Annotated in this window: 13 protein-coding genes; 9 read left to right on the forward strand and 4 right to left on the reverse strand. The window is 34.6% G+C overall.

Annotated elements, in window-relative coordinates; genetic code table 11:
* Positions 1-574: 574 nt before the first annotated feature.
* The 9 genes from F6K54_RS27055 (at position 575) to F6K54_RS27095 (ending at position 6,225) form a co-directional block, all read left to right on the forward strand.
* The gene (locus F6K54_RS27055; protein WP_293084496.1) at positions 575-949 is read left to right on the forward strand and encodes a hypothetical protein; all 375 of its coding nucleotides are present in this window, start codon (positions 575-577) and stop codon (positions 947-949) included.
* A gap of 12 nt (positions 950-961) precedes the next feature.
* Complete coding sequence (locus F6K54_RS27060) at positions 962-1,438, forward strand: caspase family protein (RefSeq protein ID WP_293084499.1); 477 nt, start codon at positions 962-964, stop codon at positions 1,436-1,438.
* Entirely contained in the window at positions 1,401-1,532 is a 132-nt protein-coding gene (locus tag F6K54_RS27065; RefSeq protein ID WP_293084502.1) for a hypothetical protein, read from the forward strand. Before F6K54_RS27060 ends, F6K54_RS27065 begins: the two co-directional genes overlap by 38 nt.
* Before the next feature lie 15 nt (positions 1,533-1,547).
* Positions 1,548-2,612 (forward strand): GUN4 domain-containing protein, encoded by a 1,065-nt coding sequence (locus tag F6K54_RS27070; RefSeq protein ID WP_293084505.1) that lies wholly within the window; start codon positions 1,548-1,550, stop codon positions 2,610-2,612.
* A gap of 395 nt (positions 2,613-3,007) precedes the next feature.
* On the forward strand, positions 3,008-4,756 hold the full coding sequence (locus F6K54_RS27075) for a GUN4 domain-containing protein (RefSeq protein WP_293084508.1): 1,749 nt from the start codon (positions 3,008-3,010) through the stop codon (positions 4,754-4,756).
* Between the two features lie 154 nt (positions 4,757-4,910).
* Positions 4,911-5,237 carry a DUF6883 domain-containing protein gene (locus F6K54_RS27080; protein WP_293084511.1) on the forward strand — a complete coding sequence of 109 codons (327 nt, stop codon included), beginning with the start codon at positions 4,911-4,913 and terminating at the stop codon, positions 5,235-5,237.
* An 8-nt stretch (positions 5,238-5,245) separates the two neighbouring features.
* Complete coding sequence (locus F6K54_RS27085) at positions 5,246-5,488, forward strand: DUF4926 domain-containing protein (protein WP_293084514.1); 243 nt, start codon at positions 5,246-5,248, stop codon at positions 5,486-5,488.
* Between the two features lie 316 nt (positions 5,489-5,804).
* Positions 5,805-5,945 carry a hypothetical protein gene (locus tag F6K54_RS27090; RefSeq protein WP_293084517.1) on the forward strand — a complete coding sequence of 47 codons (141 nt, stop codon included), beginning with the start codon at positions 5,805-5,807 and terminating at the stop codon, positions 5,943-5,945.
* A gap of 145 nt (positions 5,946-6,090) precedes the next feature.
* Positions 6,091-6,225, forward strand: a complete 135-nt coding sequence (locus F6K54_RS27095) for a hypothetical protein (protein WP_366558247.1) — start codon at positions 6,091-6,093, stop codon at positions 6,223-6,225.
* 435 nt (positions 6,226-6,660) lie between these two features.
* On the opposite strand, the gene F6K54_RS27100 is transcribed toward F6K54_RS27095, so the two are convergent.
* The 4 genes from F6K54_RS27100 to F6K54_RS27115 form a co-directional block, all read right to left on the reverse strand.
* Positions 6,661-6,870: a hypothetical protein gene (locus F6K54_RS27100; protein ID WP_293084520.1), complete on the reverse strand. Its 210-nt coding sequence runs from the start codon at positions 6,868-6,870 to the stop codon at positions 6,661-6,663.
* Between the two features lie 519 nt (positions 6,871-7,389).
* Entirely contained in the window at positions 7,390-8,799 is a 1,410-nt protein-coding gene (fumC, locus tag F6K54_RS27105; protein WP_293084523.1) for a class II fumarate hydratase, read from the reverse strand.
* 1,323 nt (positions 8,800-10,122) lie between these two features.
* Positions 10,123-11,322: a response regulator gene (locus F6K54_RS27110; RefSeq protein WP_293084526.1), complete on the reverse strand. Its 1,200-nt coding sequence runs from the start codon at positions 11,320-11,322 to the stop codon at positions 10,123-10,125.
* A gap of 338 nt (positions 11,323-11,660) precedes the next feature.
* A complete protein-coding gene (locus F6K54_RS27115; protein ID WP_293084529.1) occupies positions 11,661-12,869 on the reverse strand; it encodes a PleD family two-component system response regulator in 1,209 nt (402 codons plus the stop codon).
* Between the last annotated feature and the right edge of the window lie 914 nt (positions 12,870-13,783).

Consider the following 13,783-nt stretch of genomic DNA (forward strand, 5'->3'; position numbering starts at 1 on the left):
CAGCAATCAGCTATTGCTTTTAATTTTAGATAAAAGCTTTACTAATTGAGTCATAATTTATACTTACTATAAAAGCTGGCTGAAACAGTATATATTCATTAAAACCCCCTTTTTTTTTCTGATAGCTGACAGCTAATAGTTGAATGCTTACCCTAAATTAGGTTTTCATTAATGGATAATGAATAATGGATAATTACCTCTGGTTAAAACCGAGAGGATTAAACATAAGGAAATATTATTTCTTTATTTTCCTCTTGTAAAGGGGAGCCAGAATTAGCTGAATTATTTAATTAATAATGATTAATTATTAATTATTCGGTAATATTTTATCGTGGGGGTTTGGAGAACCCCTACAATTTACGATTTTTGCTTAAAGAACTAATTTAAGGTTATAATCATCCTGATTATCTATTTACAGCGGTTTTCATTTTGGGTAGAACACACTAGGGACGTTCCATGCAACGTCCTGGATTATCATTTTTGTAATGTGGTTCATTGACCTGAAAACTGCTGTCCTAATTTATTTCTCCTTTGAATTAGTAATTTTATTCCTGAAAACTAACAATTAAACATTATGTCGTTTGAAAATATTCAACTAACAATTACTCTATCTGATCTAAAATTAGAAGAGGAGCGACTTCAAGAAGATACCCGGAATATTCTGTCGGAAATTCAAGTATTTGATGGCGTTCAAAAAGCAGATTTAATATCAATAGAAAAAGCCGAACCTAATGCTAAAAGTATTGGCGGTTTTTTAGTCGGAATTCTCACCACAGAAATTAATGCTAAAAATCTTAAAGCTTTAGTTGGATATTTGGGCGATCGCCTCTATGGTAAGACTCTTAAAATTAAGGCTGAAGGTAATGGTCGAAAGATAGATATTGAAGTTGGTAATCTGGAAGATTTGAAAAAAGCTTTGGCAGAAGTAGACAATTTTTTGAATGTTTAAGGAGAATTTTTTATGGCAAAAATAGCTCTATTAGTTGGAGTTAGTGAATATCTCCCAGAATTTCCAGTTTTGCCTAGTGCGGTGAAAGATGTTGAGGCAATGAAGGAAGTTTTAGGTAATTCTAAAATGGGAGGTTTTGATGAGATTAAGGTGTTGAAAAATTCCAATCGTCAAAAGATAGAAGAGGCTATTTATGATTTGTTTGCTGACTGGAATAAGGATGATGTTTTAGTTTTTTATTTTTCTGGTCATGGAGTTTTAAGTAGAAAAGGTAATTTATTTTTAGCTACTCCTCAAACTCGCAAAGGTCAACGGGGAATTGTTACGCCGACTGCTGTGGGTGCTAGTTTTCTACAAAGTGAAATGAATGATAGTTTTTCCGAACGTCTTGTTGTTATTCTGGATTGTTGTTATAGTGGCGCATTTACGAAAGGAATGATTGCTAAAGGGTATGAAAAAATTAGATATTCAAGCAGAATTAGGAGGTAAAGGTAGGGCGATTTTGATGTCTTCTAGTGCTGTTCAAAGTTCTTTTGAGTCGGAAGTTTTGGAATTATCTATTTATACAAAATACTTAGTTTAAGGGATTAAAACTGGGGTGGCGGATACTGATAATAATGGCAAAATTTCAGTAGATGAATTGCATCAATATGTGAGTGAAAAGGTACGGCAAGAATCTCCAGCAATGACTCCTCAATTTGAACCTGTGCAGGAAGGTTATCGAATTTATTTAGCAAGTTCTCCCCAAGACGATCCGAAATTGAAATATCGTCGTAAAGTGCAAGAAATACTGGGTAAAAATAATGGCGATATAGATTTTATGAATCGTTTTTTATTGGAGGAATTATGCAATAGGTATGGTATATCTTATGAGGAAGCAAAAGAAATTGAAACTGAGGAAAAAGAACCTTATATTCAATTTCATAAAAAGTTAAAACGTTATGAAATAATGTTTAGTCAAGTAGTTGAAAAATCTTATCCTTTTACAAAAAAAGAATGGGAAACTTTGCGGGAAATTCAGTTGATTTTAGGATTGAGAGATGAGGATATTGCAGATATTAAGAAACGATTTTTACCTGAGTCATCAGAATCAGAATCTGAAACTAGCCCTCAAAGTGATGAAATAGAATTACTTTCTGACAAAAATGTAGACTATACAAAACTCCGTGACTTTCTAGCAAATGAGGAGTGGAAAGAGGCAGATATGGAAACTGCTCGTTGTATGTTGAAAGTTGCGGAGCGAGAAAAACAAGGATATCTAGAAATAGAAGATATAGAAAATTTTCCTTTCATAGACCTCTGCACAATTGATCGGCTTTGGGTAAAATATAGTGGTGGTAAATTTGGCTTTTCTGTGCAGAAGAAAATTTATCAGAATTTTAGGGGAACAAAACAGTTCAATGTCAAGATTTGGAAAAAGTTTGGAGATAAAGTAGGATGGCGCAAAGGAGGAATATTAGGTATCGGTAAAGAATGGTGTGACTACAAGGACTTAACATTCGATATTAACACCCATTATACTGGGTATCTCCCTATAGGTGGTGGCCTGGACGTTGGCCTGAGTACAATTGAGGAAGTGCATTTAGGGCGGTACTGGCGTGGGCGCATTATTTGTGTTGTCTACGGGCATTTAATCAAGATTCTCTGGCGCAGCGACTTATAAGCTTTAACATAATAAGCTTAGTTATCAGCTTTTCAGTTATCAGTCTAGTAGGTTAGGTTAAGCGACAGCGCAACCCAACAAAAATCTGCATCTAAATCAATAAATAAGTGTTGGGTTTCACTTAGTCTAGTAGGTTGGGTTAAGCGCCAGCGCAACCCAACAAAAATCTATATCTATTGAAATAAAATATATGTTGGGTTTATCCTAACGGATAAGCTCCGCTAACACTTCGTTCTACCCAACCTACGAAATGCTTATTTTTTATTATTAGAACTTATGTAACTTACTATCTGAATTTAACTCTTCCATATATTCTAAATAAGATTCTATCCTAATATTTGAACAAAACTTTGACAGAAGTAGATGATTTTTTGAAGGCTTAAGGAGATTTTTTCATGGCAAAAATAGCTCTATTAATTGGAGTTAGTGAATACCTCCCAGAGTTTCCTGCTTTGCCTAGTGCGGTGAAAGATGTTGAGGCAATGAAGGAAGTTTTAGGTAATTCGGAAATGGGAGGTTTTGATGATATTAAGGTGTTGCAAAATTCCAATCGTCAACAGATAGAAGAGGCAATTTATGATTTGTTTGCTGACCGAAATAAGGATGATGTTTTACTTTTTTATTTTTCTGGTCATGGAGTTAAAAGTCAACAGGGTAATTTATTTTTAGCTACTCCTAAAACTCGCAAAGATAAACGGGGAATTGTTACGCCTACTGCTGTAGCTGCTAGTGTTCTACAAGGTCAAATGAATGATAGTTTTTCCCAACGTCTGGTTGTGATTCTTGACTGTTGTTATAGTGGCGCATTTACTAAAGGAATGACTGCTAAAGGGGATGAAAATATAGATATTCAAGCGGAATTAGGGGGTAAAGGTAGGGCAATTTTGATGTCTTCTAGTGCTGTTCAAAGTTCTTTTGAGTCGGAAGGTTCAGAATTATCTATTTATACAAAATATCTAGTAGAAGGAATTAAAACTGGAGCAGCAGATACTGATAATAATGGCAAAATTTCAGCGGATGAATTGCATCAATATGTGAGTGAAAAGGTACATGAAGAATCTCCGGCAATGACTCCTCAATTTGCACCTGTGAAGGAGGGTTATCGAATTTATTTAGCAAGTTCTCCCCAAGACGACCCGAAGTTGCAATATCGTCGCAAAGTGCAGGAAATATTGCAGAGAAATAATGGCAATATAGATTTTTTGAATCGTTGTTTATTGGAGGAATTATGTAAGAGATATGGTATATCCTCTGAGGAAGTAAAGGCAATTGAAACTGAGGAAATGGAACCTTATATTCTGTTTCATAAAAAGTTAAAGCGTTATGAGGAAATCTTTAGTCAAGCTGTTGAAAAATATTATCCTTTTACAAAAAATACTCGTGAAACTTTGCGGGAAATTCAATCACTTTTGGGATTTAGAGATGAGGATGTTGCAAATATTGAGGAACGATTTTTACGTGAAATTCAAACTAGCTCTCAAAATGATGAAATAGAATTACCTTCTGAACGGCCAATTCAATCACTTTTAAAACGGCCAATTCAATCACTTTCAAGATTGAGAAATGATTATGTTATGAATATTTCACCATCTGAAGTTTTAGAGCAGTTTTTTCAAGCTATTAAAACTAGCCTTCAAAATGATGAAATAGAATTACTTTCTGACAAAAATGTAGACTATACAAAGCTCCGTGACTTTCTAAAAAATAGGGAGTGGACAGAGGCAGATATCGAAACGGCTCATTGTATGTTGAAAGTTGCACAGCAAGAGGAGCAAGGATATCTAGAGGTAGAAGATATAGAAAATTTCCCTTCTACAGACCTCCGCACAATAGACCAGCTTTGGGTAAAATATAGCGATGGTAAATTTGGCTTTTCTGTGCAGAAGAAAATTTATCAGAGTTTAGGTGGAACAAAAGAGTATAATCGGGAGGTATGGGAAAAGTTTGGAGAGAAAGTAGGATGGAAAAAAGGAGACGAATGGTTGAGTTACAGTAAATTAACTTGGAAACAAAACTCATCATCGCATTCCACGGGGTACCTCCCCTTAGTGTTTCGAGGCTTCATCTTGGGGGTTAGGTGGGGGTTGGGTTTATTTTTGGGTGTAGATAAGGTGTGTACTATTCTCTCGCGCAGAGACTTGTAGACTTTAACATATAAGCGTTTCAGCCGCCTTAGTCAGTTATCAGTTATCAGTTATCAGTTATCAGCAAGAGGTTTAAAGTTTATTGTTATGAATAAAATTAACCAAATAACCCCAGTAGTCATATCAAAAATTTATTGTTTCTACTCCTCAAATAATGAAACTACCCCAACCTGTAATTATTCCTGATGAAAAACTGACTAAATATTTATTAGTATATCGAGAACAAGATGACAAATCAAAATTTCTTTTACAAGCTGGTTTTAATATCAACAATTCTGAACAACTCAAAAATAGTATTCTGCAATTAGTTTTTACCACAGAAGCAATAGTAGATAGAAGCAATGAATACGGTACATTTTACAGAGTTGAAGGTACAATAACTGGAGTTAATAACAGAAACATAGCAGTTATTACCATCTGGTTACAACGAAAAGCAGAGAATCAAACTCAATTTATTACTTTGATACCACTTAAAAGATAAAACTACCAATGCTTGAACTATACCAACGTATTTCTCTAACCCAAGACTTCCCAGAATATAACTTGAAAAAAGGCGATATTGCCATGTTAATTGATACAGCAACTCACCCGGAAGGAGGAGAAAATGGTTATGTATTGGAAGTATTTAATGCCATAGGAGAATCTATAAATGTGATTATTGTTCCTATGTCTGCTGTTGAACCTTTAAAACAAGATGAAATTTTGTCTGTTCGTTCTATCGCGTCTGTTTAAATTCTCGGCTATTTATTGGTAAATATCATAACATTAATATTTTCATTGCGAGGCGGTGATAAATGAGTTAAACTTACAAGAAAAATATTAAATTAGCCGAAGCAATCTCTTCGTTTAAGTTTTAGCTACTGAGATTGCTTCGGGGGGATACTTGAGGAGTACTGAAACAATTTTTGCTATCTCCCCCTCGCAATGACAAAATAGAAGCAATTTATTCCGGGAAATTTTAGCTACTGAGATTGCTTCGGGGAGATACTTAAGGACTACTGAAACAATTTTTGCCATCTCCCCCTCGCAATGACAAATAAAGTAAATCATGTTAAAAGACATTATCGAAGTTAATCATCAAGAAAACTATCTATTTTATCTGAAATTTGAATATGGGAAAGAGGGAATTGTAGATATTAGTCAGTTAATAGACATCTCCAGAAAAGAGGGAGTAGGGAGTAGGGAGTAGGGGTAAAGAATTGATAATTTCTTTGGGATAATTGATTTGATTTTTTATTATTGGAGATGTCTAATAGAATTTACGGGAATTTTTGCCAAATTAGCAAGATATCAATTATTTTAAAAATGTCAAACTTAATCCTGAATGGGGAACAATTTACTGGGAAAATGGCGCAGATTTAGATCCAGATGTTTTGTATTCTATTGTCACCAACGAACCAATTCCTAAATATATTTCCAGAACAACATTAGATCCCCCCCTGCCCCCCTTAAAAAGCTATCCCTTATAAGGAACTCCTCAGACACCGGGACACGGAGACGCACCAGACACGGGGACACGGAGAGCAGGGGAGAAGGGGAGCAGGAGAGAAGGGAAAAATAGTCATAGCATCTAAGTAAAATTATTGAATTTATCAAAATAAATGTACTTTTAAATACATTTTCTCTCTAGAAAAAGGCTTTTAAAGTATCAAACATAATTTGTCTATAATGTCTACGTTTTATCTTAAAAAAGATGTTTATAACGCATAGCTTAAAAAGGGGGGAGTATTCAAATTTATAGCAGTTCTTTAATCTATAAGGCACAATTTTAGATACCCCAAGGGGGGAGTCTTCAAAGTCCCCCTTAAAAAGGGGGATTTAGGGGGATCGTAAATTTACCTTATTAAACAGAGAAATGCTATATTCCAGTTATTTATGAGGCGAGTATTTGAATCGCATATTTTTCAATTTATATTATCTTCAGTAAGTGCTTTCATAAGAGTTTCACCAGCACCAAAAGAATTGTATGGAGTTGGCAAGTTATAAGTTTTGAAAGGTTCTAAAGGTGCAATATGTTCAGATGCTTCTAGCTCTTCAGCTAAAATCCGAATTAGCTTGAGTTTATCGCTAGAAGAAAGCATCCGAACAACAGGGAGTAGTTCATTAAGTGTCATATTATTTATTTTTGAATTAAATTAAGTTACTGTATAATTATACTCAATTGCCATTTTATATCATGTTTCATTAAATAACTGTCATAAACAATCTTTATCCAATCTGGTAGGGACGTTGCATGGAACGTCCCTACATTGCAGTTAATTAATGTTACTTGATATTATAAATAAACGGTCATATCATGTCCGCTTGAATACTTATTCTTTGATGGAAGGAAAACAGTAATACCAATTTGAAAAAAGAATGTTACGAATAATAAGAATCATAAATAGACTTTCAAATAAAGTCTATTTGACGAATAAAGATAATCCAAAACATCAAAAATGCTATTAAATCTATCCCCATACGAATTCTGGATTGCAGAATTGCTGTTTGCGGAGCATTCCGTAGGAAATTCTAATAAATACCCTAGCTATTGGTAGGTTGGGTTAAGCGGCAGCGCAACCCAACAAAAGTCTGTATCTATTAATAAAATATGTGTTGGGTTTCACTCCGTTCTACCCAACCTACAAATCTTCCTAATTCCCAGGATGAGTCATATTTTTAGGAATTACAATCTCGTCAAATTCCTCCGCAGAAACATAACCCAACTCCAAACAAGCTTCCTTCAAAGTTAACTCTTTCTCATGAGCAAAATGAGCAACTTTCGCCGCATTATCATACCCAATTTTCGGACTCAAAGCTGTCACTAACATCAAAGACTGTTCCAAATAAAATTCAATTTTTTTCTGATTTGCCTGTAAATCAACTAATAGAAAATCAGTAAAATTATTACAACTATCAGCAATCAAATTAATCGACTGAATCAAATTAAAAATCATCATCGGTTTATAAGTATTTAACTCAAAACTTCCCTGAGCGCCAGCAAAAGCGATCGCTGCATCATACCCCATTACCTGAGTTGCCACCATTGTCATCGCCTCACACTGAGTGGGATTAACTTTTCCTGGCATAATTGAAGATCCCGGTTCGTTTGCAGGTAAAATCAACTCTCCAAACCCACACCGGGGGCCACTTCCCAACCACCGAATATCATTAGCAATTTTCAGCAACGAACAAGCTAAAGTCTTCAGAGTGCCACTCGCCATAACTATTGGATCGTGAGCAGCTAAAGCAGCAAACTTATTAGGTGCAGACACAAATGGCAACCCGGTTATTTCACGAATATATTTTGCAGCAAGTTCGGCAAAACCACTAACTGTATTTAACCCCGTTCCCACTGCAGTGCCACCTAGAGCGAGTTCATGCAAACTTGGCAAGACATTGGTGATGTGTTGCATATTTGCATCCAGTTGCGCCACATATCCAGAAAATTCCTGCCCCAATGTCAACGGTACAGCATCTTGCAAGTGAGTACGTCCTATTTTAACAATGTCGGAAAATACTTCTGATTTTTCCTGGAGTGCATCGCGCATTTTCTTGACTTTCGGCAACAACTTTTCCCGTAATGCTATTGCTGAGGCAATGTGCATGGCAGTAGGAAAAGTATCGTTAGATGACTGCGACATATTAACGTGATCGTTGGGATGTATTGGTATTTTGCTTCCCATTTCTCCACCAGCAATTTCGATCGCCCGGTTGGAGATGACTTCGTTGACATTCATATTGCACTGGGTGCCGCTTCCTGTCATCCAGACTCGCAACGGAAAGTTACCATCTAGTTTCCCTACAATTATTTCTTCTGCTGCTTGAGAAATTAATTTTGTTTTGTCTTCTGGAAGTTTGCCGAGTTCGTGGTTGGTTTGAGCGACTGCCTTTTTGAGAATAGCGAATGCTTTGATGACTTCTGGTGGGATATAGTCTTGCCCAATAGAGAAGTATATGAGCGATCGCTGAGTTTGAGCGCCCCAATAACGATTTGCTGGTACTTCTATTTTTCCCATACTATCGCTTTCAATGCGCATTGTGGGCAACATGAATTCTGTCATTAGTATTTTTATGATCTGGTGTATCTTTCTATTTACTTATACCGTTTCACGGAAGTCAAAAGTCAAAAGTAATTAGAAGTCAAAAGTAATTAGAAGTCAAAAGTCAAAAGTCAAAAGTCAAAAGTTATATTTTATATCATGTCCGGATAAGAGCGATCTGGAAAAAACTTATCATGAGTGCTTAAACAGTAAATCTTTCTATTTTCCCCTCCTGGGAGGGGCGAGGGGTGGGTTCCCTACTCCTCTACTCCCCTACTCCCCTACTACCTTAATAATAAGTATTCAACCGGACATGATATTACAGTCTCAAAACTTTGACGCTACAGTAATTTCACCTAAATTATTTCAAATATAGCAATGTGCGCTGGCATATTTACAAATTACAAGAACTGTCCAATAGACATCTCCAGAAAAGAGGGAATAGGGAATAGGGAATAGGGAATAGGGAACCCACCCCTCGCCCCTCCCCCTCCCAGGAGGCAGGGCTGTTTCATTCTCAATAGACACGGGGACACGGAGACACGGAGACACGGGGATTGAGGCTTTTAATTTATGATTAAATTGACTTTTCACCATTTTAGTCAGAGCAAAAGGGACGCTTATTGGCTGAAAAATCAGCAAATTTTGGTAAATTTTGCTATTCTTTGATCTCCTAATCTCCCATTCTCCCGCTCATCGTTAACTTGCGATACTTTGAAACAGCCTTGCTCCCAGGAGGGGAATAAATGATAATTTCTGTACGATAATTGATTTTATTTTTGATTTTTGGAGATGTCTAATAGCTAATATCATGTCCGGATAATCAGTGATGAAAAACTTATCATGAGTGCTTCAACAGTAAATCTTTCTATTTTCCCTACTCCCCTACTCCCCCGCTCCCCTACTCCCCTACTCCCCTACTATCTTAATTATAAGTATTCAACCGGACATGATATAACAGCCTTATATTATCGGTTTTTTATTCCCCCAGATGAGCTGTTGCCTTCTGGAGCTGTTGCCTGCGCACAGCGCTATAATTCACAAATTACAGCGTTTCCCGTTGTTATGAGATAAAAAATTTTAGGTTTGAGGGAACACCGGATCTGGGAACACCGGATCTGGGAACAGGGAAAATAAAAGAATAAAAACAACTGTACCTCATAGCTTCGGAAACTGCTGTAAGATGTAACGAACTTTTTTGAATTTGGTATTAGTGCAGGATGGCGGAAATAACTGGTTACAAAATCCTAAAGCAATTACAAATCAATACTTTTAACTTTTAACTTTTAACTTTTGACTTTTGACTTTTGACTTTATAAATTCCGCGTAGCGGCATTAGTCTCTTCAGAATTCAGGTGCCAAAGCTAAAGATTGGGAAAGGTTATTTTTAATTTGATATTCCTGTTTTTTCAACTTTAAATACTTTTCTACTGTATCTAATATTTTTGTTGCAGTTGCTGGCTTTCTTAAAAAATCTGTAGCACCTGCTAATAATCCCCTAGCCCGATTTATATAATTATCTTGTCCAGTATAAATAATAATAGGAGTTTGTTTATAAATTGAAGCTTTCCGCAAAAAATTACAGAGTGCATAACCATCAACTTCGGGCATAATTAAATCTATAAATATTAATTCAGGATTTTTTTTAGCCATTAATCCTACCCCTTGCATTGGATCAGTAATTTTCTCAATTTTATAACCTTTAGGCATCAATATTTGCTCTAAAAATTTACCTGTTGCTGGTGTAGAATTTATACAAGCTATTAGAGGTCTATAAAGACTTGTTGAACAGTAAGCTAGGCGTAATTGTTCTAATGGTGAAGGTAAATCTGGTACAGCTCGAACTTCTATTAAACCTTGTTTAAAAAAATGATACATAGTACGAGTTGTTAAGGCTAAACATTGCCTTTTTTTAACTGTAATATCCCACAAAGTATTTTCACCATTAAACTTATTAGTAAGAACCTGTATAGATTCTTCACTGAGACGATTTAGTGATTTTATAGATTTTTTAACTGCCGGAGCTTGTTCTGGGAAAATATCATTAATACCTATTTTTTGCCAGCGTTCCCAAAGTTTTTGTGCTGCCTCTATAACTTCTTTTAATTCTAATGGAGATAATACTAAGTTAGGATAAAGTTCTGATGTTAATTCCCGGTCTGATTGCCAATTGAGATTTAAAATTGACTGACTTGCTAAAGCAAAGAAAACTTCATAGCTACTACTACGGATAATTGCTTTAGCTTGTTTTAAAGTTATTTGTTCTTCAGTAAGACCTTGTTGAAGAAGCTTATATTCCCATAATTCTTCACTAGATAGTAAACTAGCGTTAAATTTTAGATACTGACAATGTTGATTAATTGTTCTGTACCAACGTCTAGTTTTATGTAGTCCCCCTGTGGCATATAACATTTGTCCTCGGCAAAAGTAAATCTGCCACTTTTGTTCGCCATTGTCTAATATTAGTTTACCTGTTGCTTGTTTCTGACTTAGTGCAGTTAAAGCATTCCATACTTTGTTACATCCTATATTAGTTATTAACATAATTATTATATTTGATATTTGCTATATAATTTTATCTCTAGTTTAATCATAAAATCAAACTTGCTCTATAGGGTTTAACCCTCTACGGACTATTTTATTCAGGATTAGTTATTAAAAAATCAATTTGTCTGAAAATTCTACTAGGAAAATGGAGGTTGATAATGTTGATTTAATAATTTTATTACTATTACTTTTTGACTAGATATAATATTTACTGGATCTTAGGTGGGTAGTCGTGATGTAGTTTATATAGAAGTACTAGATTGTAGGAAGTGCAAAATCTTATATCAAAATCACCATCAATGGATAATCAACTGATAATTGATCGCAATTTAGTTTTAGCTTCCTACAGCTATAAAACTCAAATTATATGCTTCCTCTAAAGTACTTTTTGACTGATTTATAGAACGTTTAGGATTGACGTATTTTTCTACAACTTCTAGAATTTTTTCTGGATCGTAAGATTTAAACAGGTAATCATCAGCACCTACAATTCTAGCTCTAGTCCGGTCGATAATACTATCTTGAGTTGAAAAAAATACAATTGGTATATCTTGAAATGTAGTAGTTTTTCGTAAAAATTCACATATTGTATAACCACTAACTTTAGGCATAATTAAATCCAAAAAAATCAAATCAGGTTGACATTCTTCCAAAACAGCTAATCCTTTAATTGGATCTTGAATATGCAAAATTTCATATCCCAGTGGCTTGATAATTTTATCCAGTAATAAACCAGTACTATAACTATCATCAATACAAGCAATTTTTACTTTCTTAACACTCTTTTCTATGGCTGGCAAGTGGAATTTTTCTGAAGGTGGAAGCCAATCTTCTACTTTGATAAGATCAATTAAGCCTAGTTTTTTAAAGCTATATAAGTTACGGGTAACTGCCTGTAATGAAATTTTCATTTCTAATGTAATATCCCAAATTGTTCGTTTACCATTGAGTAACTTATTGATCTTCAAAACGGATTCGGATTTTTCTTGATTTAATAACTTATCTTTATTTTTGACAATTGGAACAACATCGGGATCAATATGGGATAAACCTTCATTTTGTAAAGACTTTGAAAGTATTTTTGCTGAAGCAAGAACTTCTTTAATTTCTCGCCTTGATAGAAGTAAACTCAAAGTTGTGTGAGAAGTTGAATGTTTCTGTGGATGCCATCTTCTTGTTAAACCTGGTTGATTAATAATAGCAAAGAAAACTTCTTCCGCAATAGTACGCAAAATTGCCTTAGCTTCACTTAAAGTTATCTGATTATCACTAATAGCTGTTTGCAACAATTTATATTCCCATAGTTGACTATTTGTTAACTGATTAACTTCAAATTTAAAGTTAGGACAATGTTTCTTGACAGCTCTATACCAACGTCTGGTAGGATGTAATCCACCACTTGCATATAGAAGATGACCAAATAGAAAATAAAGTTGCCATTCTTGATTTCCATGAGCGACACTCAACTTTCCAGTAACTTGCTTTTTGCTGACTATACTCAGGGTATTTGCTAGCTTAATATAACCAATAGTGGGAGCTGACATAATGATTGAACCTTTCAAATAATAATATTTAATTTTGCAGTATTAAGCAATAGAGCAGCATCATATAGACATAGTATTTATTGTTTCATATTTCCTTCATCATGTCATCGCTTGTTATACTGAGTTTTTTGAATAATTGTACTTATCGATCGGGGTTTTCTCGTAAGTTTTTTGATTTACTTGTAGCAGGAAAAAGTCAACAGTGGGCAAAATGTTTCCTAGTATTCAATTCATTATTACTTCTTGTACTAACTAATTCAATATTGACTCAAACTATTTTTTCTTTAGCACATTTTTTACTGATTATACATCCGCCATTCTACTGATTTTTGAATTATTTTTTTAGCAGAAGGAAGAAGTAAGAAGGAAGAAGGAAGAAGGAAGAAGGAAGAAGAAGAAGGAAGAAGGAAGAAGGAAGAAGGAAGAAGGAAGATTGTAGATATTTTATATTTTCGACATTAGTTCAATTATATCTCATCTGAAGCTCGATTGATTTTACATAATTAGACATTTCCAGGAAAGAGGGAATAGAAAATAGGGATTCAACAATTAATAAGTAATTATTAATTATAGCAATCCTATTTTATTTGTGTATAAAAATCTTAGGGAATAGGAAAAAAGTATTTTTGCTTGCTATGAGATGCACCCTTTTCATAATTTTGTACCACCTCACATAAAATTTGTATAACATCTAAGACCTAACACCTACCACCTAACACCAATTTTATAAATGTTTGCTACAAATAGGTAGGGTACTTTTTAGGAGTCAGTCCTCAGGAGTCAGGAGTCGTATGGGAATAGATTTAATACCAGTTTTTAGGTCATAAATTATCTTTTTTATCAAAGGGACATTTCCTGCAAATTTTTTTTATTGCACTTATTATTCGTAACATTCTTTTTTCAAAATGGTATTA

It is taken from the genome of Okeania sp. SIO3B5, assembly GCF_010692555.1.
GTDB lineage: Bacteria > Cyanobacteriota > Cyanobacteriia > Cyanobacteriales > Microcoleaceae > Okeania.

Coding starts and splice junctions, on each gene's coding strand:
- F6K54_RS27100 (WP_293084520.1), bottom strand. CDS start 6,870: ATGACACTTAATGAACTACTCCCTGTTGTTCGGATGCTTTCTTCTAGC.
- F6K54_RS27055 (WP_293084496.1), top strand. CDS start 575: ATGTCGTTTGAAAATATTCAACTAACAATTACTCTATCTGATCTAAAA.
- F6K54_RS27080 (WP_293084511.1), top strand. CDS start 4,911: ATGAAACTACCCCAACCTGTAATTATTCCTGATGAAAAACTGACTAAA.
- F6K54_RS27085 (WP_293084514.1), top strand. CDS start 5,246: ATGCTTGAACTATACCAACGTATTTCTCTAACCCAAGACTTCCCAGAA.
- F6K54_RS27075 (WP_293084508.1), top strand. CDS start 3,008: ATGGCAAAAATAGCTCTATTAATTGGAGTTAGTGAATACCTCCCAGAG.
- F6K54_RS27060 (WP_293084499.1), top strand. CDS start 962: ATGGCAAAAATAGCTCTATTAGTTGGAGTTAGTGAATATCTCCCAGAA.
- F6K54_RS27110 (WP_293084526.1), bottom strand. CDS start 11,322: ATGTTAATAACTAATATAGGATGTAACAAAGTATGGAATGCTTTAACT.
- F6K54_RS27065 (WP_293084502.1), top strand. CDS start 1,401: ATGAAAAAATTAGATATTCAAGCAGAATTAGGAGGTAAAGGTAGGGCG.
- F6K54_RS27115 (WP_293084529.1), bottom strand. CDS start 12,869: ATGTCAGCTCCCACTATTGGTTATATTAAGCTAGCAAATACCCTGAGT.
- fumC (WP_293084523.1), bottom strand. CDS start 8,799: ATGACAGAATTCATGTTGCCCACAATGCGCATTGAAAGCGATAGTATG.
- F6K54_RS27090 (WP_293084517.1), top strand. CDS start 5,805: ATGTTAAAAGACATTATCGAAGTTAATCATCAAGAAAACTATCTATTT.